Source organism: Bradyrhizobium murdochi, assembly GCF_000472965.1.
Taxonomy (GTDB): domain Bacteria; phylum Pseudomonadota; class Alphaproteobacteria; order Rhizobiales; family Xanthobacteraceae; genus Bradyrhizobium; species Bradyrhizobium murdochi.
The window spans coordinates 1,167,557-1,190,640 of sequence record NZ_AXAU01000001.1 but is presented as its reverse complement, the minus strand read 5'-3'; the positions used below and the strand labels follow the sequence as shown (position 1 = coordinate 1,190,640).

Sequence of the window (23,084 nt, the reverse complement as noted above, 5' to 3'; positions counted from 1 at the left end):
TATCTGTGCATAAGAGAACTGTGCAGGGGTCTGATGGGCCAAAAGACTTTGGCTTCATTCAGACTCCCATTGGCAGCGATGATGTCTTCAACGCACGGCGTTGGAAGCGCATTTTGGGCAATTACAGCACCCCAATTCGGCTGCGGAGCCTGACCGAGCTGGCGATCACGGCTTTGCCGCTCGTCATGCTGTGGGCCGCGGCCTGGTTCACGTTCTCCCTTGGCTATGCCTGGGCTTCATTGCTTATCGCATTTCCGGCCGCTGGCTTTCTCTTACGCCTGTTCATGATCCAGCACGACTGCGGCCATGGCACCTTTTTTGCCGGTCGCCTGGCGAATGACTGGGTCGGCCGCGTCATTGGCGTGCTCACGCTCACGCCTTACGACTATTGGCGCCGCACGCATGCGATTCATCATGCCACCACCGGCAACATCGATCGCCGCGGCATCGGCGATGTCGATACGCTGACCGTGCGCGAATACCGGGCCCTTTCCTGGTGGGGTCGTCTGAAATACCGGCTTTATCGCCACCCGCTGATCATGTTCGGGCTCGGACCGGCCTATCTGTTTCTTTTGCAACAGAGGATTCCGGTCGGCCTCATGCGCAATGGTTGGCAGCCTTGGCTCAGTACAATGGCAACCAATCTCGCGATTGCCGTCATCGTCGCTGTGCTCACATGGTTCATCGGAATCAAGGCGTTCCTGCTCGTGCATCTTCCGATTACGCTGCTGGCCGCCACGGCCGGCGTTTGGCTGTTCTACGTGCAGCATCAGTTTGAGCACACGACGTGGGAGCGCGACGAGAGTTGGAACCTGCATCAAGCCGCTCTGTACGGCAGCTCGCATTACGAACTGCCGGCGCTGCTGCGCTGGTTCACAGCCAATATCGGTATTCACCACGTGCATCACCTCTCCAGCCGGATTCCCTACTACCGGCTGCCGCACGTGCTGCGTGACTACCCGGAGCTGCGCGATGTCGGCCACATAACGCTCCTGCAGAGCTTTCGCTGTGTACGACTTGTGTTGTGGGACGAGGCGCAGCGCCGTTTGGTGTCGTTCCGCGAAATCTGAGCCCGGGACTTTTAGGCATTACGGTGACCGTGGAGGCCCAGCTCGCCCTCGCGGCGCGGCGCGTTTCGGTAGATCGGCGATGCGTGCCTTGAGGCGTGGGAGCGCGAAGTCCAGGAAGGCGCGCAACTTGACCGGCATGAAGCGATTGGGCGGATAGACGAGGCTGACGGGTATCGGCGGCGGCTCGAAATCCTGCAGCAGCAGCGCGAGCTCTCCGGTTTTGACCGATTCTGCAACTTGATAGGAAAACACCGTTGCGATGCCCATGCCGCAGCGCGCGGCATCGCACGTCGATTCAAGATGGTTCAACACCAGCCGCGACCGCACCGGCACGACATAATCGGTCTGGTCTTTCTTGAACGTCCATTCGGCTGGTGACTGCAACGGCACGAAACTGATGCAGTCGTGCCTGGAGAGGTCGTCAAGGGATCTCGGCGTCCCGCGCGATTTCAGATAGGCCGGGCTCGCGCACAGCATGCGGCGGATTTCGCCAATCCGGATGGCGATCAGGCTGCTGTCGGCCAGCGTTCCGATCCGAAGCGCGACATCGACATGCTCCTCCAGAAGATTGACCGGCCGGTCTACCAGATCGAGGCGAATGTCCACCTCGGGAAACGTCGCCGCGAATTCCGCCAGCACCGGCACCAAATGTAGCCGGCCGAACGCAAAGGGTGCCGACACGCTCAGCTCTCCGCGCGGCGTCGTGTACTCGCCGGAAGCTGCGCGTTCGGCCTCGGCCACGTCAGCGATGATCCTTTTTGCCGCGGCGATGTAGGAGCGGCCTGCCTCCGTCGGGACGAGCACGCGGCTCGAGCGGTTGAACAGCTTGGTGCGCAGGTGCGCTTCGAGCTCGGACACTTTTCGGCTCACCGTGGCCAGCGGCATTCTGTGCCGGCGCGCCGCAGCCGACAGGCTTCCGGCCTCCGCGACCGCCAACACAATCGACATGCCTTCGAGACGGTCCATCGGACACTTCCATTTTTTGGAAGGATGTATCTCGATTTTGCCAGATACCCATCAATTCCGGAAGGGCCTATCCATCAGCGCGAGGCAACGAACCCAACCAGCGGAGATGGACATGACCCAGACCAAAGGCACTGCTCTTATTACCGGCGCATCAACCGGCATCGGCGCGATCTACGCCGATCGTCTGGCGAAGCGCGGCCACGACCTCATTCTTGTTGCGCGCAACAAGCAGCGGCTTGCATCGCTGGCGCGCCGGCTCGCCAACGAGACCGGCCGGAACGTAGAGACGGTCGAAGCCGATCTCACATCCCCGGCGGACCTGCGGCGCGTTGAGAATATCCTCAAGACCAATGCGGGTATCTCCGTGCTGGTCAACAATGCCGGCGTCGGCGCGGCAGCCCCGCTGGTCGCTTCCGACGTCGACAAGATGGAGGAGATGATCCGCCTGAATGTCACCGCGCTGACGCGGCTGACCTATGCGGCGGTCCCGGGATTCGTTGCCCGCGGCAACGGCACGATCATCAACATTTCGTCGGTCGTCGCGATCGCGCCGGAGGTGCTGAACGGCGTCTATGGCGGCAGCAAAGCGTTTGTGCTCGCATTCAGCCACTCGCTCGTTCACGAGCTCGCCGACAAGGGCATTCGCGTGCAGGCGGTGCTGCCGGGCGCCACCGCCACCGAATTCTGGGACGTCGCTGGCACGCCGGTTCATCAGCTTCCGGCGCAGATCGTGATGTCGGCCGATGACTTGGTCGATGCTGCGCTCGCCGGCCTCGACCTCGGCGAGACCGTGACCATTCCGTCGCTGCCGGACAAGGCAGAGTGGGACCGTCATGAGGCGGCACGCCTCGCCATGTCGGACAGGCTTTCGAGTGCCATCCCGGCCCCTCGCTACAATTTGCGCAAGCGCGTGGATGCGTGAGCGCTCGGCCGGCGCAGGACAAGTCTTACAGCCGGATATCGGATTGAAACCTTGACCCATGAAAACGGAGATTCCCATGTCACGCATTATCACCCAGCTCCCGGCGCCGATCTTCGCACCGGGCTCCATCATCCGATGGCGCGATCAGGCCAAACGCCTGATCGCCTATGCTGAGCCGGTCAGCCGAGCCGGTCTCTATTTGTCGCTCGGGATCATCTACGCCTGGTTCGGCGGGATGAAGTTCACCGATTATGAGGCCCAGGGGCTGGTGCCGCTGGTGGAGAACAGCCCGCTCGTGAGCTGGTTCTATGCGCTGCTTTCGGTCCGCGGCTTCTCCAATTTCCTCGGCTTCGTCGAACTCAGCATCGGGCTGCTGATCATCCTCAGACTGGCAAGCCCGATCTTTTCTGCAGCAGGCGGTCTTCTCTCCGCCGGACTCTTCGTCACCACCGTCAGCTTCATGATCTCGACGCCGGGCGTCGTGGTGCCGGAGCTCGGGCTACCCGCGATCACGGTCGCGCCGGGTCAGTTCCTCCTGAAGGATGTCGGCCTGTTCGCCGCTTCTTTCTGGGTATTCGTCGACTCTCTGAAGGCGGTGGTTCGCAGGTGAGCGGCCAATCGTCATCCTGAGAAAAGCAAGTGACTACTTCCATTTGAGCAAGAACAGTCATCAAGGAGCAAGAAAATGAGTAAGCGTCTCGACTACAACCAGATCGCGCCGGCAGGCGTGAAAGCATTGGGCGGCGTCTACGGCTACGTCATGCAGAGCGGCCTTCCTCCTGCGCTGGTCGAACTGGTTTACCTGCGAATTTCCCAGATCAACAACTGCGCCTATTGCCTCGACATGCACACACGCGACCTGCTCAAGAAGGGAGAGAAGATCGAAAAACTCGCGCTGGTGCAGGCGTGGGCGGAAGCCGGCAATCTCTTCGACGAGCGTGAACGCGCCGCGCTTGCATGGGCCGAGACGGTGACGCGCGTCGCCGATACCGGCGTGCCGGATCAAGCATATCAGGCCGCCCGCGCCGTGTTCGAGGAGCGCGAACTCGTCGACCTCACGATCGCGATCGGCCTGATGAACGCCTACAACCGCATGGCAATCAGCTTTCGCAACACGCCGCAGGCGGCGCTCGGGAAGTAGGTATTACGCATACCATGGCCGTGGAGACGGCACGTCGCCTCCCGGCGAGGTGCCTATTCCGCTTTTTCCCGAAAGTGCTATCATTCAAAGATCGCTGTACTCGGAAGGGATGTTGATTAGCTTGGTTCACCCCGGGGAGGTGGCATCGTGGCTAAATTGGATGACCGCACGATTGCAAACATGGAAGTTGCGCTGGAAAAGGCCTGCAGCCGATTTCCCAACGGCGGCGATCACGAAAGCCGCAAGTATGTCGCCCGAAAGCTGATGCAGAGTGCAGTGGAGGGAAACACCACCTTGGGCGGATTGGACGTTGTCGCGCACCGGGCGGTTCAGGAATTGTCGAAGCCAAAGTCGGCATAACGGTCGCCCGCCTCAGTTCTTCAGCACGATACGTCCCACGACCTTGCCGGCGCGCAGCTCGTCGATCCATTTCTGGACGTCGGCCATCGGCTCTTCCTTCATCGGCGTCGGCTTGATCTTGCCGGCGCGGGCGAGTGCCATCAATTCCTTGGCCTCGGCGAGGGTGCCGACCATGAAGCCCTCGACGGTCATGCGCTTGTAGACCCATTGCACCATCGGCAGGCTGAAATTGCCGCCCATCAGGCCGGACACCACGATCTTGCCGCCGCGTGCGACCGTCGCAACGGCGAACGCCATCGATTTCTCATTGCCGGCAAAATCGACGACGCCGTCGAAGCCGCCCTCGGTCTCTTTCAGGATGCGTCTTATGATTTCGGGCTCGGCCGGATCGTAGGCAACCGCTGCGCCGTTCTGCAGCGCAGTCTCGCGCGCGGCAGGAGATAGGTCGGCGACCGTGATGTTCTGCTTGAACATCGCCTGCGCGAATGAAAGCCCCATCATGCCGACGCCGCCGAGCCCGATCAGCAAGAGGTTGCGCTGCCGCGGACGGTCGACCAGCCGCTTCAGCGCGCCGTAGGCGGTGACGCCCGAGCACATCAGCGTCGCCGCCTGGTTGACCGGCAGCGGATCGTAATCCAGCAGATATTTGGCGTCGGGCACCAGCACGTGAGTGGCAAAACCGCCATCGATGGAGACGCCGAGGAAGCGCTGCTTGACGCAGAGGTTTTCGTCGCCATTGGCGCAGTCGCGGCACTGGCCGCAGCCGATCCAGGGGAATACCGCCTGCTTCTTTCCGATCAGGTCCGTCGAAACATCGGGACCGACCTCATCGACGACGCCGGCAATCTCGTGCCCGAGCGTAAACGGCAGCGTCATGCCGCGCGTGGTGTCGAGCCGCTTGCCACCGCCGAGATCGGCATAGCCATCCTGGATGTGCAGGTCGGAATGGCAGAGACCGCAGCGTTCGATGCGGATGAGAACTTCGCGTCCTTGCGGCTTCGGCGTGTCGACGATGGTTTCGCACAACGGCGCATCGAACTTGACCAGCGACTGGCGACGCATCAGCGCCATGGCATCATCTCCTCGAGCAGTTTCTTCGGGCGTTTTAAGTTTTTATGCTTCGTATATCGGTCAATTCGCGTGCCATGGCAACAAAGCCGGAGATGGGAATGGTTTCGGCGCGCCTGGTTGCGTCGATATGCGCGGCCTCGGCCAGCCGGGCCGGATCGACCGAGAGCGATTTGAGGCTCTGCCGCAGCATTTTGCGGCGCTGGCCGAAGGCCGCGGCCGCCACCTGTTCGAGAGCGCGGCGGTCACACGGCTCGGGCGCCTCACGCGGCACCAGCCGCACTACCGAGGAGGTTACCTTCGGTTGCGGCACGAACGCGGCCGGGGAAATGTCGAACAGGATTTTGGTCTCCGAGCGCCAGTTGGCGAGCACGGCGAGCCGGCCGTAGGCCTCGTCGTTCTCCTTGGCGACGATCCGCTCGGCGACCTCGCGCTGAAACATCAGCACCATCAAGTCGTACCAGGGCGGCCATGGCTCCATCGAGAGCCAGTCCACCAGAAGCGCGGTTGCGATATTGTAGGGCAGGTTGGCGACGATCTTTGCCCGCTCGCCGCCGAGCATCGGACGGGGATCGAAGCGCTGCGCGTCGGTGTGAACGATCTCAAGCCGGCCAGGATAGCGCTTGGCGATGTAATCGAGCGGAGCCAGCGCGCGCTCGTCGCGCTCGACCGCGATGACGCGTTTGGCGCCGAGCGCCAGCAGCGCGCGCGTCAGGCCGCCGGGGCCGGGACCGACCTCGATAATCGTTGTGCCTTCGAGCGGGCCGGCGGCGCGTGCAATCCGCGCGGTGAGGTTGAGGTCGAGCAGAAAATTCTGGCCGAGCGATTTGCGGGCCGACAGGGAATGTTCGCGGATGACCTCGCGCAGCGGCGGCAGATCGTCGATCGCGCTCATGCAGGTTTGGTTGCCGCCATGCGCGCGGCGAGCCGCAGCGCCGCGGCGAGACTCGACGGGTTGGCCTTGCCGGTGCCGGCAATGTCGAAGGCGGTGCCGTGGTCCGGCGACGTCCGGATGAACGGGAGTCCCAACGTGACGTTGACGGCGTCCTCGAACGCAATGGTCTTGATCGGGATCAGCGCCTGGTCGTGATACATGCAGATCGCGCAGTCATAGGTCTTGCGCGCCGCCGCGTGGAACATGGTGTCCGCGGGTAGGGGCCCCCTGGCATCGATGCCTTCCTTGCGCAGCATTTCGACCGCGGGTGCTACGATGTCGATGTCTTCGTTGCCGAGCGAGCCGTCTTCGCCGGCATGCGGGTTGAGGCCCGATATCGCAAGCCGCGGCTGGGCAAGGCCGAAATGGGCTTTCAGATCCGCAACCGCAATCCGGGCCGTCGTGACGATCAGCTCGGCCGAGAGCTGGGCCAGCGCCTCGCGAAGCGAAAGATGGATAGTCACCGGAACGACGGCGAGCGCCGGCGACCACAGCATCATCACCGGCTGCGGCACACGGCCGCCATCGGCGGCAAGCTCGGCGAGATACTCGGTGTGGCCGGGATGGCGGAACCCGGCGCGGTAGAGCACGCTCTTGGCGATCGGGTTGGTGACGACGGCGCCGGCGCGTCCGGCCCTGACATGGTCGACCGCATGGCGAATCGAGGCAAGCGCCGCGCTCGCACTGGTCTGGTCTGGCTGTCCGGGGCGCGCGGTCGCGATGTCGCCGGTTGCGACCACGGGCAGGGCCTTCGCAAATGCCGCGCTCGCGTCCTCGGGCACGGCGTCCGCGAGCTCGATCGATAATCCCAGGATTTTCGCCCGCGCGGCGAAGAAGGCGCGATCGCCGAGCAGATAGAATGGCGGGAGATCCAGCTCACCGCGCCGCCGCCACGCTTCAAGGGCGATGTCGGGGCCGATGCCCGCAGGTTCGCCCGATGTCAGCGCGAGGGGCTTTGCCATGCATCAACGATATTCGATCATCGCAGCTTTGCGGATGTCGGCCAGGTAAGCCTTCGACTTTGCCTCGTACTTCTGCGTGTACATCTTTTCCCGGATTTCTCGCTTCTTCGGCGTATCGATCTTGGTCGGCTTGCGGTCGCACAATGCCACCATCTCCACGCCCTGTTTGGTGATTTCGGGCGGGGTCAGGCGACCGACCGGCGTCTTGTCCAGGAGCTCGCGAAGCGGGCCGGGTATGTCGGCCGAAGTCTTGGTGACGATGCCGCGGATCGCGGCATTCTGCATCGACTTGAAGTAAGAGTTGGCCTGCTCGCAGCTCTGCACGCGCTCGCGCAAGGACTCTGCCTCCTTACGCCGCAAGTCGATCGCGCTTTGCGCCGAACCGCGCGGCACGATCAGCACGATTGGCTGCAGCTTGTATTCGAACGCGTCAGCCTGGGTCGCTTCGCCGCTTTGCTGGGCGGCGTCGGCAACGTCCTTCTCGCCGACCTGGAGGCTCTCCTTGAAACGGCCGCGCACCAGGCTGCCCCAGACCATCTCGGCCTTGAGGCGGGCCTTCAGCGTTTCCGGCCGGACCCCCTGGCTCTCCAGGGACTTGGTCAACTGTTCGGGCGAGATACGCATCCGCTGGCTCATCCCGGCAAAGGCCTGATCGATATCGCTCGCCGAAGGGTCGACGCCGAACCGCTTGGCTTCCTTGATCTTCACCTTTTCGTCGATCAGTTCCTCGATCACCTCCTTCCGCGGCATCTGCTTCCGCGTGGTCAGGAAGTTGAGCTTGGTGCGCTGCTCTATATCGAGAGTGGTGATGGGCTCACCGTTCACCATCACCGCTACGGACTGCGCTTGCAGCGGTGGAGCGCCGCCGGCCAGAACGGCGAGCGCAACGGCGCCGCCGGCGATCAGGGACCAAAATCGGCGAGGAAGGAGCGTAATGGTCGTCATGGTCATATCAGTCGTATCAACCAATTCGTACCGCGCGGTGCTGGGTATTCTCCGGCAAGGTCGGGCCTCACGCTACTGAAGGCCGCTGGTGCCGGACGACGAGGACGAATTCGCAATGGTCCGTAGTCCGATCTGCACCATGAAAGCGTGATTGAGCACCGGCGGCGTCGTCCCGGCGGAGTAGGTATAGGACGTGACGTAGTTGGCGGCCAGCACGAAGCAGTCGTCCACATAGCCGGCGCCGATGATGTACTGGTTCAGCTTGTTGGCTTCAAGATCCCAGCGAGCGGCTCCCGAAACGACCCAGTTCGACGCCACCTTGATGGATGCGCTGCCGAGCAGGCCTTCGCGCCGGGTCAGATACCCGAGTTCCGGCTGGGCGGCATAGTTGCCGTACATCATGCTGACCGACCAGCGGTCGAACGAGGCGCGTCCTTCGGCTTCGAAGCGATTGACGTCCATCGTCGCTTCATCCATGCGCGAGCGCACGCTGAACGTATAGGTCCGGTTCGGCGAATAGTTGACGCGGGCGACGTAGTCGGAGCGGGTGTTCTGCAGGCCGGATTCTAGGCCGGTGTTAGTCGGGTCCTGCACCGCATACGAATTCAGGCCGAACAACTGGTAGGATTGGCCGAACAGCACATTGACGCTGCCGCCGCGATCGAACTGCGTGGTCGCCTGCACGCCGACATTGGCGCGGCCGCCGCCCTCGACGCGGTCGTAGCCGGAGAACTTGTCGATCGCGAACAGGTTGCTGGCGTCGAACACCATGCTCTGCGCGTCTTCGTTCGGCAGCCGGCCGGCGAAGGTCTCGTTCGGACGAGCGATGATCTGCGCAATCGGCTCGATCGTGGTGGTGCCCCAGGGCTGAACGTTGATGAAGGGGTAGCGATATTCCAGGCCGACCGTCGGCATCAGGCGGACCGCCTGCGTGTCGCCCACGGGCAGGAAGTTCGAAACGCCCGGCTGGTTCGAGATCGAGGCGTCAATGGCATCGGCACGCATGATCGCAAACGGCGTCCAGATCTGGCCGATGGGATCGGTGTACGAGCGCCGCCACTGCGCTTCGGCCGTCAGCCGCGTGTAGGTGCCGGGCATGCCGCGCAGCAGGCACTGCGAGGGAATCCGGGCCAGCGGATCGGCCGACGCGGTGAGGCACAGGCCGTTGGTGTTGGCCAGCGTCGTGATCGGGTCGAAGGCCGCGGTCGTGCGCGACAGGCTGGTGAAGTTCGTCTTGTAGCTGACTTCACCGCCGAGGATCGGGTGGTTGATCACGTTGGAATAGTCGATGACCGGATGGATCACCGGCACCTTGTCCTGGTTGCCGGAGAAGGAGAGGTAATGGATCGTGCGCGCATCGAAGAAGCTGCGATTGCCGACACCGGTCAGATAGAGCTGCGAAATCGCTTCCGTCGGCAGGGTCAGGAACGAGCCCAGCGGATCCCTGTATTGGGCCAGCCGGTAGTCCGAGAAGAAGAAGTAGTCCGACAGCAGGACGCCGTCCCAACCCCAGACCCATTTGTCGTTGAGGGCGAACTGGCCCTTGGTGTCGATGCCGCCGCGGAAGTCGCGATCGCCGGGCTGGCCGGCGAACGCGCCGGGATCGAGCTGATTGATGCCATAGCCGCGGATCTGGTACGAGCCGTTGATCAGCCGCTGGCGGAATTCACCCTGGAACAGCACGCCTTGCCGCGTCGTGAAGCGCGGATTGAACGTCGCGTCATAGTCCGGCGCGATCGCCCAGTAGAACGGGGTCTCGACGGCGTAGCCATAGGTCGAGTTTGAGCTGTAGGCGGGCATCAGGAAGCCCGTCTTGCGCTTGACGGTCGGATCGGGCGTCGAAAAATACGGCAGATACGCCATCGGCACGCCGAAGAATTCGAGCTGCGCGTTCTCGAAGTACAGCATCTTGTCGGTCTGGTCGTGGATGATGCGCGCACCCTTGACCTGCCATAGCGGCGGCTTCTTCGGATTGTCCTTGCACGGCGCGCAGGCGGTATAGACGCCGTTTTCGAACACGGTGTAATTGCCGGCAGAACGGTCGGCGCGCGTCGCCGCCATGCGCGTATCGTCAGCCGTATCGACGCGCAGCGAATCGACGAAACCGTCGCGGTAGTCGTCGCTCAGATCCATGATGTTGGCGTAGGTGACTTTGCCTTCCGCATCCGTCAGGCGGATGTTGCCTTCTGCATGCAGCCGCTTGGTCTTCTGGTCGTAAATGACCTTGTCGGCCTCCACGCTGGTGCCGTTGTAGAACATCTGCACGTTGCCGACCGCCGACACGCGCTGGTTGTTATAGTCGTAGTCCACCTCGACGGCTTGCACGAGCATCCTGCCGTCGTTGTTGGCAGGGCGCGGCGGCGGCTTGGGCGGACGCGGATTGTATGTGAAGCTTTGCGCCGCGGCGGGAGCCGTCAGGGCAAACTCGATCGTGCCGCCGAAAACCAGTCCGGCAAGCAGGGCAAACATAGGTACGCCAACGGCGGCCAAACGGGCTCGATGGCGGCGCACGGTAGTGCTCCGCCTGAACGCAGGCGACCTCAACTGGCGGGCGGCGACAACGGCCACTACCCGTCCTCCTGGTACAGCAAGGCTAAGAAGCCGGTGAGGCCGCCCACACAGACAGGCAACCACGCCGCAGCGATGGGATGCATCAACTCAGCCTTGCTCAAATCCTCAGTAACTTTCGATAGAACGTAGAGCAGAAACCCTGCGCCCACGCCACTTAAAACCATCTTTTGCACGCCGCCCATCCGGAAGAAGCGAAGGCTGACGGAAGCCGCCAACATCACCATTGCAGCCAGCAAAAATGGCTGTGCGATGAGCTTATGGTACTGCAGACGGTAGCCTGCGGTCGCGAAGCCGGAGCTTTCGGAAGAGCGGATATAGCCGGGCAGTTGCCAAAAAGACACGGTTTCGGGGGTGGAGAAACTGTTGCGAACCTGGGCCGGTGTCAGGGTGGTTGAGAGGTAATAGTTCTCCTGGTCAACCGGAGGTTTATCCAGGGAGTATCTGCGTACCGATTTGAAGGCCCAGCGGCCCTCTTCGAGGGAGGCTTCGCGCGCCTCGATTCGCTCCTTGAACTGGAGATCGGTATCGAATCGGAACACGGTCAGCCCCGTCAGCCGGATACCCTGCTGCTCGCTGCGGGCCGCATTGATGATCGACTGGCCGTCGCTGTTGACCTGGTTGAGCCAGAAGCCGGATGCATCCTGAATGCCGCCGCCGGGCGCCGAGCCGAACAGTTCGGCCTCCATCCGCTTGGACAGTTCGCGCAAATTCGCCGACATCGGGTTGTAGGCAACCGTCGCCAGGGTGCCGAGGATGATCGAGCTTGCCAGCGCTGGCGAGATGAACTGCCAGGCGGATACGCCGGCCGCACGCGCCACCACCAGCTCCAGCCGCCGCGACAGCGCGAGATAGCAGGTCATCGCACCGATCAGGACGCAGAACGGCATCAGCTTTTCGAGCAGTTGCGGCACCCGGTACAGCGACGTCTGCGCCACCGTGATCGCCGATGCCGATACCAGCCCGGACGTCTTGCGGACCATTTCGATGTAGTCGACCAGCACGAGCAGCACGAAAATGCTCGCGAACACGCCCACCGCCGAGACCAGGAAGCGGCCGGCGAAGTATCGTCCGAGCGTGTTGGTTACCATGCTCATGCGGCGGCAGGCCGTCCAAAGAGCCGAGCGAGGCGTGCGTTCGACCTGTTGATGGCCTCCATCAGCGCGGCCGGCGGCTCCACCACGATGCCGCCGATGATCATCCACAGCCCGACGCCGATCGCGCCGAACAGCATCGAATACTGCACGAGAGCCATGCTTGGCGTCTTCACCGTCATTACCGAGCAGGCGAATCCCGCCATGCGCAGGCCAAACACCGCCAGGATCGACCCGCCGATCGAAAAATTGCGGCTCTGGCGCGTGGTGCGCGGCGTGCCGAGGAAGGCAAACGTCAGCACCGCGAAGGCGAAGGGATAGACCGGCGCCAGGAAACGATCATGCAGCTCGGCGTGAAACTGACCGGATAATTGCTTGAAAACCGGATCGTCCTCCGAGGGCGAGATCAGCTCCCAGAGATAGCGTTCGCGAATCCCCAGTGCGACGTCGCGGCCGCGATTGGAGAATTTCGACATGTCGAAGGCGTAACGAACGAACGCCACAAAGGCCGGATCGCGCTTTCCCGTCTCGAAACGTTCGAGATTGCCGTCTTCGAGCACCAGATAGGAGCCGTTCTCGTTCTTCAGCACCGTGCCGTGGTCGGCGATGATGGTGACGCGCTCCTTGGGATCGCGGCGGTCGTCGACGAAAATGCCGGCGAGCACGCCGCCCGGCTGGCGCTCGCGGATCCGAATCGTCAGGTTCTGATCGAGCTGGGCGAAGCGGCCGGGCTGCAGGATATTGGTCAGCACGTCGGCAGTGATTTCGGCATCCCATTGCTTGATCCGGCGCATGCCGTCGGGCGCGAGATAGGAGCCGATGAAGGCAACCATCAGCGCCACCACACAGGTGGCATAGAAAAATGGGCGGAACAGCCGGAAAGGCGAGAAGCCGGCGGCGTTCATCACGATGATTTCAGAATCGGTAGCGAGCTTGTTCAGCGTGTGAGAGATCGCGATCATCAACGCGATCGGGGCGATGATCAAAACCAGCGCCGGGATCACCAGGCTGGTGATGCCGAGAAAGGTGATGATGGTCTGGCCCTGGCTGGTCATCAGGTCGATGCCGCGCAACGCCTGCGTAATCCAGATCACGCCGGTGAGGCTGACCAGGACCAGCGCAAACGACGCGAGCGTCGTGCGGAAAATGTACCTGTCGATCGACCCCATCGTTACCGCACAATCCCACCCTTGCACGCCCAAAGGGCAGCCTCCGACCAATCCCTGTTGAGGGTTCCCCATGGTCGGGCCGCCAATCGTTAGCCGTCTACATTCTCACTACCATCCCGTTGATCCGTCAACAAAATGGCCGGGCCGTGGCGTCCCCTCGACACGGTTAATAATTCGCCCCACGTGGCGTTCCAGCCACTGCGGCGCTTGGCAGTGGCGCGGCAGACAGGCCATAGTGCCGAAAACATCAGGTCCTGAACGATTTGGGCCGTTACCGAAGAGAACATTCCATAATGCGGACCGATTCCGGCCGCGCAAGACAGCCCTGAATTCTGGAGGATTTACCTATGTCCGACGCCGTCAAGGTCGGCTTTGTCGCTTTTTCCGCTGCTCCCCGCGGCGTTCTTGTGGTGTTTTGCGACGAGGCATTGAAGTTCGGCGAGGCGACGCGGAAGGCGCTGGGGAAGGCGGCCGATACGGTCAAGCGGGCGGCGGCGGCCAACCAGTTCAAGGGCAAGAGCGGATCGACGCTCGACATCCCGGCGCCGGATGGAATCAAGGCAGAGCGCCTGATCGTCGTCGGCGTCGGCAAGGCGGCCGATATCAAGGAGAAGGATTTTCTCAAGTTCGGCGGGGTGACGGCGGGCAAGCTCAACACCGCCAGCACAGCGGTCACCGTGATCGCCGAACTGCCTGAGGGGGCGATGCAGCCCGACTCGGTCGCCGCGATCGCGTCGGGCATCCGGCTGCGCGCCTATAAGTTCGACCGTTACAAGACCAAGAAGAAGGACGGCGAGAATGGCGCTCTGCGCGCCGACGTTTCGATTGCCGTTGACGATGTCGCCGCCGCGCGAAGGGCGCTTGCGCCCGCGTCCCATGTCGTCGACGGCGTGATCATTGCGCGCGAACTCGTCAACGAGCCGCCGAACGTACTCTACCCCGTGGAATTCGCACGCCGCGCAAGCCAGCTCAAGAAGCTCGGCGTCGATGTCGAGGTGCTCGACGTCAAGGCGATGAAGAAGCTCGGCATGGGCGCCTTGCTCGGCGTCGCACAGGGCTCGACCCAGCCCGGCCGCACCGTGATCATGCGCTGGAACGGCGGCAAGAAGGGCGATCAGCCCCTTGCTTTCGTCGGCAAGGGCGTCTGCTTCGATACCGGCGGCATCTCCATCAAGGGTGCCGCCAGCATGGAGGATATGAAGGGCGACATGGGAGGCGCGGCCTGCGTGGTCGGGCTGATGCATGCGCTCGCGGCGCGCAAAGCGAACGTCAACGCAGTCGGCGCGATCGGCCTGGTCGAGAACATGCCCGACGGCAACGCCCAGCGTCCCGGCGATATCGTCACCTCGATGTCGGGGCAGACCATTGAAATCATCAACACTGATGCCGAAGGCCGGCTCGTGCTGGCCGATGTGCTCTGGTACGTGGCGAAGAAGTTCAAACCCAAATTCATGGTCGATCTCGCAACGCTCACCGGCGCGATCATGGTCGCGCTCGGAACCGAGTATTCCGGCATGTTCTCCAACAATGACGAACTGGCGGAACGGCTGAGCAAGATCGGAAATGAAACCGGCGAGCGCGTCTGGCGCATGCCGCTCGGTCCTGAATACGACAAGCTGATCGATTCGCAGTTTGCCGACATGAAGAATACCGGTGGGCGCCACGGCGGCTCGATCACCGCCGCACAGTTCCTGCAGCGATTCGTCGACAACACGCCGTGGGCGCATCTCGACGTCGCGGGAACCGCGATGGGCGCGCCGAAAACCGACATCAACCACAGTTGGGGATCCGGCTACGGCGTTCGCCTGCTGGACCGGCTGGTCGCGGAATATTACGAAGCCACGAAATAGTTCGGTTGCAGGCGATGACGGAAGTGCTGTTCTACCATTTGCAGGCCATGTCGCTCGAAAGCGTATTGCCGCCGCTGTTGGAAAAATCGCTCGAGCGAGGCTGGCGCGTGGTCGTGCAATCGACTTCGCCGGAGCGCACCGAGGCGCTCGATGCGCATTTGTGGACCTACAGCGACGATTCGTTCCTGCCGCACGCCACATGGCGCGCCGGCGATGCCCAGGACCAGCCGATCATTCTCTCGATCGAGGAGAGCAATCCGAATGGGGCCAATGTCAGGTTCCTGATCGACAACGCGGCGTTGCCGGCCGACTGCGACAGCTACGAGCGGGTGGTGCTGGTTTTCAACGGTGACGATGCCGATGCGCTGACGGCTGCGCGCGGGGCCTGGGCCGATTGCAAGGCGCGGGGATTCGAGGTGACCTACTGGCAGGCCGACGAGCGAGGCCGATGGCAGCGGCGGCAATAGCGATCCACAGGAATTAATGATAATCAGCGGTTTCTGCGCCGCACCTTGCGGGCAGCCATGGTCGTGCCGCAAAGTGATGGTCGGACAGCTGGTTACAGTAAGGGTGGGGGCCTGGGGTTTAGCGTGCGACGCGGAACAATCGATCGAAAGCCACTGCTGACGTTGTTGCTGCTCGGGCCGGCGCTTGCGGGCTGCTCGGGTACAGATCTGCTGTCGAAGGATGCGGACTGGTTTTCGCGCTCCGGACGCGTGTTCATCCGCAACGTCTCGATCGAAACGCCGCCGCTCACCCCGACCAAAGCGGTTACGCCGGATGAACTCGTCAGTGCCGACGGCGCTTGTCCGGGAATGGCAGCGCCGGGCACCGACGCCAATGCGCTGGCGAATGGCGCTGCAGGCAACCCGCCTCCATCGACGACGGGAACGGTGGCGCTCGGCCATACCGAATGCGACGTCGTGCGCGGCATCGGTGCGCCCGACAATGTCAGCCTTTCCAATAACCCGCGCGGCGACCGCGTGGCGGTCGTCAACTATTCACGCGGCCAGCGGGCCGGCATCTACACCTTCACCGCCGGACGCCTGACGTCGATCGAGCGTGCACCGGAGCCGGTGGCGCCGGCGAGGGGCGCCAAGCCGAAGAAGAAGCCGGCGGCGTAAATTCGCCGACGACGATCCGGCCTAGCTAGCCGGCCGCTTCGTCAAATTCCGAACTGGCCTCCAGCCAATCTTCCTCGGCGCGGCGCAGCGCGCTTTCGGCGCCGGCGCGCGCCTTGCTGAGCTGGGCGGCCTGCTTGGGATCGCGCGTGAACAGATCCGGCAAGGCAAGCGCGGTGTCGATCTTGGCGATGATGCCGCTGATGCGCTCGATTTCGGCCTCCGCTTCGGCGATCCGCTGCTTCAGCGGTGATCGCCTTTCGCTCCTGGCGCGCTCGGGCTTCACGCTTTCCTTGACACGCTCGCTGCCGCGCTCGCGCTTATCCCCGATCGACAATACCATTCGCCTGTAATCGTCGAGGTCGCCATCGTAGGTCGTTACCGTCTTGTTGGCGACGACCCACAATTGATCGGCGCAGGCTTCGATCAAATAGCGGTCGTGCGAGACCATGATGACGGCGCCGGGGAAATCGTTGATCGCCTCCGCCAGTGCCGCGCGGCTGTCGATGTCGAGGTGGTTGGTCGGCTCGTCGAGGATGATCATGTTCGGGCCGAAGAAAGTGGCGAGCCCGAGCAACAGCCGCGCTTTCTCGCCGCCCGACAGGCTCTTGACCAGGGTGTCGCCGGCCTTTCCGGAAAATCCGATCGCGCCGGTGCGGCCGCGCACCTTGGTTTCCGGCGCATCGGGCATCAGTCTGCGGACATGATCGTAGGGCGAGGCATCGAGGTTGAGCTCGTCGACCTGATGCTGCGCGAAATAGCCGACCGAAAGCTTTTCCGCCCGTGTGATCCGGCCGGAGAAGGGTTGCAGCTTGCCCGCCAATAGCTTGACGAGCGTCGACTTGCCGTTGCCGTTGGAGCCGAGCAGGGCGATGCGGTCGTCGGTGTCGACGCGCAGCGTGACGCGGTTGAGCACCGGCTTTTTCGGGTCGTAGCCGACCGAGACGTCGTCGACGGCGATGATCGGCGGCGACAGCATCTTCTCCGGCGTCGGGAACGTGATTTCACGCACATCCTGGGTCACCAGCGCGGTAACCGGCTTCATTCGTTCCAGCATCTTGACGCGGGATTGCGCCTGTCGGGCTTTCGAGGCTTTTGCCTTGAAGCGATCGACGAAGGCCTGCAGCCGCTTGCGCTCATCGGCCTGGCGCTTGGCGTGCTTGGCGTCCAGCATCTCGCGCATGGCGCGCTGTTCTTCGAAAGAGGAATAGGTCCCCTTGTAGAGGGTCAGCTTGCCACGATCGAGGTGCAGGATCTGGTCGACCGAGGTATCGAGCAGGTCACGGTCGTGGCTGATGACGATGACGGTGCGTGGATAGTTCGCAAGATGGTCTTCCAGCCACAGCGTGCCTTCGAGGTCGAGATAGTTGGTCGGTTCGTCCAGCAGCAGCAAATCCGGCGCCGCGAACAGCGTCGCCGCCAGCGCCACCCGCATGCGCCAGCCCCCCGAGAATTCCGAGCACGGCCGCGCCTGGTCCGCGGCGGAAAATCCGAGGCCGCTCAGGATTGCCGCAGCGCGCGCCGGCGCGGAGTGCGCGTCGATGTCGACCAGCCGGCTCTGGATTTCGGCGATGCGGTGCGGATCGGTGGCGGTTTCGGCCTCACGGAGAAGCGCATCGCGCTCCAGATCGGCCTTCAGTACGACATTGATGAGACTCTCCGGGCCGTCCGGCGCCTCCTGCGCCAGACTGCCGATGCGCCAGCGCGGCGGTAGCGTAATGCTGCCGGATTCGGTCGGCAGGTCGCCCCGGATCGCATGAAACAGCGTCGATTTGCCGACGCCGTTGCGCCCGACGAAGCCAACGCGAGCACCCGGCACGATCTGCACCGTGCTGTTGTCGATCAGGAGCCGCCCGGCAATCCGGATCGAAATATCTGTGATGGAAAGCATGCGGCGTTGTCACCGGAGCCGGTGCCAAACGCAACTCATTTATCGGTAAAATCAGCTAGCCAGCGGCCTCAATGCAACTCATTGTCGCGGCGGCGCAGCTCGTCGACGAGTTCTCGTAGACGCGGTGGTAGTTCAGTTTCGGGGCGCAAGCTTTGCTGAAGCCGTTCGCCGATGGCGTCGCAGATCGATACGCATGTCTTATGATCGAGTTGTTCGAAATCTCTAATGATTCGGCCATCCATCGGCAGTCTCTTCGCGAGTTCCACCTCGCGGCGCTCGCAAGGCTTGAGTGAAACAATGATGAAGGATCAAGTCACAACCGCGAAATTTGTTTCCCGTGCAGAGCCCCATGCGTTCGCGTGCAAGTGGTCGAATCACGCTGTTCGCTTCCGCACAAAAAAGCCCCGGCGGCGGCCGGGGCGTCAGTCAGGGAGAAGCTCAAATCAGCTCAGTAGCAGCGGTTCACCAGCCGCCAGCGCGGGCCCCAGGGGGTCGGAACCAGACGCCGCACATAACAGCCGCCATAGCCGCCGAAATAGGCCGGGCCGCCGATGACGACGCGCGGGCCCCAGCCCCAGTCGTGATGGCGATGATGCCAGCCGTGATGGTGATGATGATGGTGGTGCCAGCCGTGACGCCAGCCGTGGGCCGAGGCCGATGTCGGCGCCAGCGCAGCCGCGCCCAGCGAAGCCGCGGCCACTGCAACGAGCGAGAGTTTGCGTAACATGATCGTCTCCTCAAGGTTCAGGCGCGAAAATGCGCGCCATCGGTGAGATCGCCTCCCGTGACGCCCCGGGCCTCGCGGATGCGCACCCGGTGTCCGATCGTCGGAAAGTTTACGGCCGCGAAGCTGAATGGCGGCGTGACGCACGTTACAGAGTGGGTTCACCTCCCTGAAATTGCGGTAATCTTCGCCCCTGCGGTGTGACGTGCCGCACGAAAAGGCGCCCAAAATGAGGGGCAGGCGCGTCACCGGGCCGCTTGCCGTCGCGAGGTGGCGCCGATATAAGCCCCGCAACTCTCCAATCAGCGTGTTTTGCAAGGATGTAACGATGGCGACTGAACGCACTTTCTCGATCATCAAGCCGGACGCGACCGCGCGCAACCTGACCGGCGCCGTCAACGCGTTGATCGAGAAGGCCGGCCTGCGGATCGTCGCCCAGAAGCGCATTCGCATGACCCGCGAACAGGCGGAAACCTTCTATGCCGTTCACAAGGCGCGTCCATTCTTCGGCGAACTGGTCGACTTCATGACCTCCGGCCCGGTCGTCGTGCAGGTGCTGGAAGGCGAGGGCGCTATCGCCAAATACCGCGACGTGATGGGGGCCACCGATCCGTCGAAGGCGGCGGAGGGTACGATCCGCAAGGTCCATGCGAAATCGATCGGCGAGAACTCGGTGCATGGTTCGGACGCGCCGGAAACCGCCGCGATCGAAATCGCGCAGTTCTTTTCCGGTAACGAAATCGTCGGCTAATCGATTGGAAGAGCGGCCGCAATAGCCGCGCAACGGCTGAAGAGGCCTGGGGGGCAACGCTGTGAACTGGTTCTTGCAAATCTTCGATCCTGCGACGATTTCTGCGTTCTTCACCCAGTTCCACGCCGAGATGCAGACACCGGCCTTCTGGGTCGCGCTCGGCAAGATCATGTGGATCAACATCCTGCTGTCGGGTGACAACGCGCTTGTCATCGCGATGGCCTGCCGCAGCTTGCCGCCGCGCCAGAAGTTCTGGGGCATGATTCTTGGCGCCGGCGTTGCCGTCCTGCTGCGCATCATCTTCACCGGCATCGTCGTGACGCTGATGGCGCTGCCGTTCCTCAAGCTGGTCGGCGGCCTGGCGCTGCTCTTCATCGCGGCAAAGCTTCTGGTGCCTGAACACGAGGACGAGGGCGACGTCGACGCGGCCGCGCACCTATGGGCAGCGGTGCAGATCGTGGCGATCGCCGACATCGTCATGAGCCTCGACAACGTCATCGCGGTCGCAGCGGCCGCCAATGGCAGCATTCCGCTGCTCGTCATCGGCCTTGCCATCAGCGTTCCCCTGATCGTTGCAGGCGCTGCGCTGATCATGGCGTTGCTGACGCGTCTTCCCGCGCTGGTGTGGGCCGGTGCAGGCTTGCTGGGCTGGGTCGCGGGCGAGGTGATGGCAACCGACCCGGCGCTGCAACCGTCTCTGCACGCATTCTTCAACGGTCCGGTCGGTGTCGGCCTCGACGGGGTCCTCAAGTCGATCGGCATGGCGCCGCAGTTCGCCAATGGCGGCCATGGCGGCGAGGTGATCCTTGGACTCATCGGCATCGCTGTGGTGCTTTTGGCGGGCTCGGTCTGGCGCAAGCGCAGGCTGCAGGGCGCGGAGCATTCGGCGACGGCGTAGGCAAGGGCCTTGCGATCTCGCGGCATGGATGGCGAGGTCGGAAGGCTGCCGGGTGCACGGTGCACCCGCAGCCCGCAAGCAGGCGGTCGTCAGGGAGCGCCGGACGGCCGGCATTCCCTACGCAACGGTCCTGACAGATCGACTTGATTTTATTGACAATTTTGAATTTTGATCGATGCCGGGCGGCGTGACGAGGGCTTCCGATTGCCTTTGCCGCCGCCTAATTCCATACAGCTTCACATGACCGAACCATTATTGGGGCGCAGCCTCGACCGGCTTGAAGACGCGCGCTTCGTGCAGGGGCGTGGGCGCTACGTCGCTGATCTCGTGGCGCCAGACGCGCTTCATGGCGTCGTCGTTCGCTCGCCGCATGCGCATGCACGCATCACCGCGATCGGCATCGAGGCGGCGCGCAGGACGCCCGGCGTCGCGGCCGTGCTCACGGGAGCCGAATTGGCATCCGACGATATCGGCCCGTTGCCGTGCGCCGTGACCAGTATCCCGATGACCACGCCGCTCGTGGTGCCGCCCTATCACGCGCTGGCGCGCGGCGTGGTGCGCCATGTCGGCGAGCCGGTCGCGTTCGTGGTTGCGGAAACCGCCGAAGCCGCCCGCGATGCCGCCGAGGCCGTCATCGTTGACTATGAGCCGCTGCCGCCGGTGGTCTCGATCGCAGCAGCGATTCTGCCGGACGCGCCGTCGATCTGGCCGGAGGCTACGGGCAACATCGCGTTCCAGTTCAACCGCGGCGAGATCGGCCCGGTGGAAGCGGCGATCCGCGACGCCGCCCACGTCGTTGAATGCGAGGTGGTCAACAACCGCGTCGTCGCCGCGCCGCTGGAGACACGCGGTGCGATAGGGCGGTTCGATGCCTCGAGCGGCCGGCTGCACCTGACCGCCTCGGCCGCCGGCGCGCATGCGATCCGCGACCTGCTCGCTGACAGTGTCTTTCGCATCGGCAGAGAAAAACTTCGCGTCAGCATTCCCGATGTCGGCGGCGGCTTCGGGATGAAGAACGTGCTCTATCCGGAATGGGTACTGGTGCTGTGGGCGGCGCGCCGGCTCGGCCGTCCCGTGAAGTGGATCGGCGATCGCAGCGAGGATTTCACCGGCTCCGCGCATGGCCGCGACAGCATCATTCGGGCCCGCCTAGCGCTCGATCGCGATGGCCGCTTTCTGGCGCTCGACGTTAAAGTCCTCGCTAATCTAGGCGCTCACGTCTCGATGGTGGGGCCGGGCGTCCCGACCATGGCCATGGCGAGCGCGACGGGTGGCGTCTACGACATTCCGCTGATCGCATTTCAGACCAACGGCGTGTTCACCAATACGACGCCGGTCGATGCTTATCGCGGCGCCGGCAAGCCGGAGGCGAACTATCTGATCGAGCGCTGCATCGATATCGCAGCCGCCGAACTCGGGATGAACGCGCTGAAGCTGCGGCGGAAGAACATCATGCGTCGCTTCCCTTACAGCAGCGCGATGGGACTTTCGGTCGAGCAGGGCAGCTTTGCCCACGCGATCGATCACGCGGCTACCGCCGCGGAGGGTTTTAAGGCGCGCCAGAAAAGTTCACGCAAGCTGGGGCGGCTGCGCGGCCTCGGGCTTGCCTGCTTTCTCGAGACAGCGCGCGGACAGCCCAACGAAGTGGCGGAAGTGCAGTTCGGTGAGGATGGCCTGATCGACATGAAGGTCGGCACGCATTCCAGTGGTCAGGGCCACGAGACCACCTACGCCCGGATCGCCGCCGACGCGCTCGGCCTGCCGCTGGCGCGCTTCCGGTTTCGGCAGGGCGATACGGACGATCTTGATTCCGGCGGAGGTCATGGCGGCGCGCGCTCGATGCACCAGGGCGGCACCGCGCTGTTGATGGCGGCGGAAGGCCTGATCGAGAATGCGCGGCGGCTTGCCGCGCGCCTGCTGCAGGCCAACGTGGAAGCGGTCCAGTATGAAGCAGGCATGTTGCGTGTGGCCGCGACCGGGCAGGAGATCAGCCTCGATGAGGTGGCGCGAGCTTCCTATCAGCTTGCCGGTGACGACATCGCGCCGGGCCTGGCGCACAGGGCGACCCATCTGTGCGACCGCTACACGTTTCCCAACGGCTGCCATGTCGCCGAGGTCGAGATCGACCCCGAGACCGGCGAGGTGAGGCTCGACCGCTACGTCATCTTTGATGATTACGGCCGCCTGCTCGATCCTCGCCAGACGCTGGGGCAGGTGCATGGCGGCGTCGCGCAAGGCATCGGGCAGGCGTTGTTCGAGCACGCGCTGTTCGATGCGGAGACAGGACAGATTCTGTCGGGGTCGCTGATGGATTATGCGCTGCCGCGCGCGGGCGATCTTCCTGCGTTCGAGGGCGATCTCACGCCCGACTTTCCGAGCCGTGCCAACCGGCTCGGCGTCAAGGGAAGCGGTCAGGCCGGGGCCATCGCAGCACCTGCCACCATCATGAACGCCGTGATGAATGCGCTGGCGCCGCTCGGCGTGCGTCATCTCGACATGCCCGCAACGCCCTCCCGCATCTGGCACGCGATCCAGGCGGCAGAAGCGCGATCGCGTCAGCGCACGGACACCACGTCCGCCGATCAATAGTCCCGATCGTCCGCCCCTAATCACAGCAAGGTGACGAATGACTTGCTGGATGGTGCTTGAC

22 protein-coding genes are annotated in these 23,084 nt (G+C 63.4%); 11 read left to right on the top strand and 11 right to left on the bottom strand.

Annotation, left to right across the window (positions count from 1 at the left end):
- Nucleotides 1-56: 56 nt before the first annotated feature.
- Nucleotides 57-1,070, top strand: coding sequence for a fatty acid desaturase (locus YUO_RS0106130; RefSeq protein WP_051379290.1), 1,014 nt, complete (start codon nucleotides 57-59; stop codon nucleotides 1,068-1,070).
- Nucleotides 1,071-1,088: 18 nt separating this feature from the next.
- Here the strand turns inward: YUO_RS0106130 and YUO_RS0106125 are convergent, their stop codons facing one another.
- Nucleotides 1,089-2,036, bottom strand: coding sequence for a LysR family transcriptional regulator (locus YUO_RS0106125; RefSeq protein ID WP_028346478.1), 948 nt, complete (start codon nucleotides 2,034-2,036; stop codon nucleotides 1,089-1,091).
- A gap of 112 nt (nucleotides 2,037-2,148) precedes the next feature.
- Here YUO_RS0106125 and YUO_RS0106120 point away from each other — a divergent pair, with 112 nt between their 5' ends.
- The 4 genes from YUO_RS0106120 to YUO_RS0106105 all read left to right on the top strand — a co-directional run bounded on the left by YUO_RS0106120 (nucleotide 2,149) and on the right by YUO_RS0106105 (nucleotide 4,459).
- The gene (locus YUO_RS0106120; RefSeq protein WP_028346477.1) at nucleotides 2,149-2,958 is read left to right on the top strand and encodes an SDR family NAD(P)-dependent oxidoreductase; all 810 of its coding nucleotides are present in this window, start codon (nucleotides 2,149-2,151) and stop codon (nucleotides 2,956-2,958) included.
- 76 nt (nucleotides 2,959-3,034) lie between these two features.
- Nucleotides 3,035-3,568, top strand: a complete 534-nt coding sequence (locus YUO_RS39885) for a YkgB family protein (RefSeq protein WP_035726183.1) — start codon at nucleotides 3,035-3,037, stop codon at nucleotides 3,566-3,568.
- Between the two features lie 75 nt (nucleotides 3,569-3,643).
- Nucleotides 3,644-4,099: a carboxymuconolactone decarboxylase family protein gene (locus tag YUO_RS0106110; RefSeq protein WP_028346476.1), complete on the top strand. Its 456-nt coding sequence runs from the start codon at nucleotides 3,644-3,646 to the stop codon at nucleotides 4,097-4,099.
- Between the two features lie 147 nt (nucleotides 4,100-4,246).
- Complete coding sequence (locus YUO_RS0106105) at nucleotides 4,247-4,459, top strand: hypothetical protein (protein ID WP_028346475.1); 213 nt, start codon at nucleotides 4,247-4,249, stop codon at nucleotides 4,457-4,459.
- A gap of 12 nt (nucleotides 4,460-4,471) precedes the next feature.
- Here the strand turns inward: YUO_RS0106105 and YUO_RS0106100 are convergent, their stop codons facing one another.
- The 7 genes from YUO_RS0106100 to lptF all read right to left on the bottom strand — a co-directional run bounded on the left by YUO_RS0106100 (nucleotide 4,472) and on the right by lptF (nucleotide 13,199).
- Nucleotides 4,472-5,530: an alcohol dehydrogenase gene (locus tag YUO_RS0106100; RefSeq protein WP_028346474.1), complete on the bottom strand. Its 1,059-nt coding sequence runs from the start codon at nucleotides 5,528-5,530 to the stop codon at nucleotides 4,472-4,474.
- 34 nt (nucleotides 5,531-5,564) lie between these two features.
- The gene (gene rsmA / locus YUO_RS0106095) at nucleotides 5,565-6,422 is read right to left on the bottom strand and encodes a 16S rRNA (adenine(1518)-N(6)/adenine(1519)-N(6))-dimethyltransferase RsmA (protein ID WP_028346473.1); all 858 of its coding nucleotides are present in this window, start codon (nucleotides 6,420-6,422) and stop codon (nucleotides 5,565-5,567) included.
- A complete protein-coding gene (gene pdxA / locus YUO_RS0106090; protein ID WP_028346472.1) occupies nucleotides 6,419-7,423 on the bottom strand; it encodes a 4-hydroxythreonine-4-phosphate dehydrogenase PdxA in 1,005 nt (334 codons plus the stop codon). Before pdxA ends, rsmA begins: the two co-directional genes overlap by 4 nt.
- Before the next feature lie 3 nt (nucleotides 7,424-7,426).
- A complete protein-coding gene (locus tag YUO_RS0106085; RefSeq protein ID WP_028346471.1) occupies nucleotides 7,427-8,368 on the bottom strand; it encodes a SurA N-terminal domain-containing protein in 942 nt (313 codons plus the stop codon).
- A gap of 72 nt (nucleotides 8,369-8,440) precedes the next feature.
- Nucleotides 8,441-10,837, bottom strand: coding sequence for an LPS-assembly protein LptD (locus tag YUO_RS0106080; protein ID WP_083754476.1), 2,397 nt, complete (start codon nucleotides 10,835-10,837; stop codon nucleotides 8,441-8,443).
- A gap of 98 nt (nucleotides 10,838-10,935) precedes the next feature.
- The gene (lptG, locus tag YUO_RS0106075; RefSeq protein ID WP_028346469.1) at nucleotides 10,936-12,033 is read right to left on the bottom strand and encodes an LPS export ABC transporter permease LptG; all 1,098 of its coding nucleotides are present in this window, start codon (nucleotides 12,031-12,033) and stop codon (nucleotides 10,936-10,938) included.
- Entirely contained in the window at nucleotides 12,030-13,199 is a 1,170-nt protein-coding gene (lptF, locus tag YUO_RS0106070) for an LPS export ABC transporter permease LptF (protein ID WP_028346468.1), read from the bottom strand. Before lptF ends, lptG begins: the two co-directional genes overlap by 4 nt.
- Nucleotides 13,200-13,546: 347 nt before the next feature.
- Between lptF and YUO_RS0106065 the strand changes: the two genes are divergently transcribed.
- From YUO_RS0106065 to YUO_RS0106055, 3 genes are all read left to right on the top strand, one after another.
- Nucleotides 13,547-15,049, top strand: a complete 1,503-nt coding sequence (locus YUO_RS0106065; protein WP_028346467.1) for a leucyl aminopeptidase — start codon at nucleotides 13,547-13,549, stop codon at nucleotides 15,047-15,049.
- A gap of 14 nt (nucleotides 15,050-15,063) precedes the next feature.
- Nucleotides 15,064-15,516 carry a DNA polymerase III subunit chi gene (locus YUO_RS0106060; RefSeq protein ID WP_028346466.1) on the top strand — a complete coding sequence of 151 codons (453 nt, stop codon included), beginning with the start codon at nucleotides 15,064-15,066 and terminating at the stop codon, nucleotides 15,514-15,516.
- A 123-nt stretch (nucleotides 15,517-15,639) separates the two neighbouring features.
- The gene (locus YUO_RS0106055; RefSeq protein ID WP_028346465.1) at nucleotides 15,640-16,173 is read left to right on the top strand and encodes a hypothetical protein; all 534 of its coding nucleotides are present in this window, start codon (nucleotides 15,640-15,642) and stop codon (nucleotides 16,171-16,173) included.
- Between the two features lie 25 nt (nucleotides 16,174-16,198).
- On the opposite strand, the gene YUO_RS0106050 is transcribed toward YUO_RS0106055, so the two are convergent.
- The 3 genes from YUO_RS0106050 to YUO_RS0106040 all read right to left on the bottom strand — a co-directional run bounded on the left by YUO_RS0106050 (nucleotide 16,199) and on the right by YUO_RS0106040 (nucleotide 18,788).
- A complete protein-coding gene (locus YUO_RS0106050) occupies nucleotides 16,199-18,061 on the bottom strand; it encodes an ABC-F family ATP-binding cassette domain-containing protein (protein ID WP_028346464.1) in 1,863 nt (620 codons plus the stop codon).
- Between the two features lie 68 nt (nucleotides 18,062-18,129).
- Nucleotides 18,130-18,303, bottom strand: coding sequence for a hypothetical protein (locus YUO_RS47070; RefSeq protein ID WP_198027975.1), 174 nt, complete (start codon nucleotides 18,301-18,303; stop codon nucleotides 18,130-18,132).
- A gap of 206 nt (nucleotides 18,304-18,509) precedes the next feature.
- Entirely contained in the window at nucleotides 18,510-18,788 is a 279-nt protein-coding gene (locus YUO_RS0106040; RefSeq protein WP_028346463.1) for a hypothetical protein, read from the bottom strand.
- Between the two features lie 325 nt (nucleotides 18,789-19,113).
- Between YUO_RS0106040 and ndk the strand changes: the two genes are divergently transcribed.
- From ndk to YUO_RS39880, 3 genes are all read left to right on the top strand, one after another.
- A complete protein-coding gene (gene ndk, locus YUO_RS0106035; protein ID WP_028346462.1) occupies nucleotides 19,114-19,536 on the top strand; it encodes a nucleoside-diphosphate kinase in 423 nt (140 codons plus the stop codon).
- Between the two features lie 61 nt (nucleotides 19,537-19,597).
- Nucleotides 19,598-20,434 carry a TerC family protein gene (locus YUO_RS0106030; RefSeq protein WP_028346461.1) on the top strand — a complete coding sequence of 279 codons (837 nt, stop codon included), beginning with the start codon at nucleotides 19,598-19,600 and terminating at the stop codon, nucleotides 20,432-20,434.
- A gap of 240 nt (nucleotides 20,435-20,674) precedes the next feature.
- A complete protein-coding gene (locus tag YUO_RS39880; protein ID WP_051379245.1) occupies nucleotides 20,675-23,023 on the top strand; it encodes a xanthine dehydrogenase family protein molybdopterin-binding subunit in 2,349 nt (782 codons plus the stop codon).
- Nucleotides 23,024-23,084 lie beyond the last annotated feature (61 nt).

Bases quoted from the DNA above. Each gene is read 5' to 3' on its own strand.
- YUO_RS0106125 (WP_028346478.1), bottom strand. From the start codon at position 2,036: ATGGACCGTCTCGAAGGCATGTCGATTGTGTTGGCGGTCGCGGAGGCC.
- YUO_RS0106120 (WP_028346477.1), top strand. From the start codon at position 2,149: ATGACCCAGACCAAAGGCACTGCTCTTATTACCGGCGCATCAACCGGC.
- YUO_RS39885 (WP_035726183.1), top strand. From the start codon at position 3,035: ATGTCACGCATTATCACCCAGCTCCCGGCGCCGATCTTCGCACCGGGC.
- YUO_RS0106110 (WP_028346476.1), top strand. From the start codon at position 3,644: ATGAGTAAGCGTCTCGACTACAACCAGATCGCGCCGGCAGGCGTGAAA.
- YUO_RS0106100 (WP_028346474.1), bottom strand. From the start codon at position 5,530: ATGGCGCTGATGCGTCGCCAGTCGCTGGTCAAGTTCGATGCGCCGTTG.
- rsmA (WP_028346473.1), bottom strand. From the start codon at position 6,422: ATGAGCGCGATCGACGATCTGCCGCCGCTGCGCGAGGTCATCCGCGAA.
- pdxA (WP_028346472.1), bottom strand. From the start codon at position 7,423: ATGGCAAAGCCCCTCGCGCTGACATCGGGCGAACCTGCGGGCATCGGC.
- YUO_RS0106085 (WP_028346471.1), bottom strand. From the start codon at position 8,368: ATGACGACCATTACGCTCCTTCCTCGCCGATTTTGGTCCCTGATCGCC.
- YUO_RS0106080 (WP_083754476.1), bottom strand. From the start codon at position 10,837: ATGTTTGCCCTGCTTGCCGGACTGGTTTTCGGCGGCACGATCGAGTTT.
- lptG (WP_028346469.1), bottom strand. From the start codon at position 12,033: ATGAGCATGGTAACCAACACGCTCGGACGATACTTCGCCGGCCGCTTC.
- lptF (WP_028346468.1), bottom strand. From the start codon at position 13,199: ATGGGGTCGATCGACAGGTACATTTTCCGCACGACGCTCGCGTCGTTT.
- YUO_RS0106065 (WP_028346467.1), top strand. From the start codon at position 13,547: ATGTCCGACGCCGTCAAGGTCGGCTTTGTCGCTTTTTCCGCTGCTCCC.
- YUO_RS0106060 (WP_028346466.1), top strand. From the start codon at position 15,064: ATGACGGAAGTGCTGTTCTACCATTTGCAGGCCATGTCGCTCGAAAGC.
- YUO_RS0106050 (WP_028346464.1), bottom strand. From the start codon at position 18,061: ATGCTTTCCATCACAGATATTTCGATCCGGATTGCCGGGCGGCTCCTG.
- YUO_RS47070 (WP_198027975.1), bottom strand. From the start codon at position 18,303: ATGGATGGCCGAATCATTAGAGATTTCGAACAACTCGATCATAAGACA.
- YUO_RS0106040 (WP_028346463.1), bottom strand. From the start codon at position 18,788: ATGTTACGCAAACTCTCGCTCGTTGCAGTGGCCGCGGCTTCGCTGGGC.
- ndk (WP_028346462.1), top strand. From the start codon at position 19,114: ATGGCGACTGAACGCACTTTCTCGATCATCAAGCCGGACGCGACCGCG.
- YUO_RS39880 (WP_051379245.1), top strand. From the start codon at position 20,675: ATGACCGAACCATTATTGGGGCGCAGCCTCGACCGGCTTGAAGACGCG.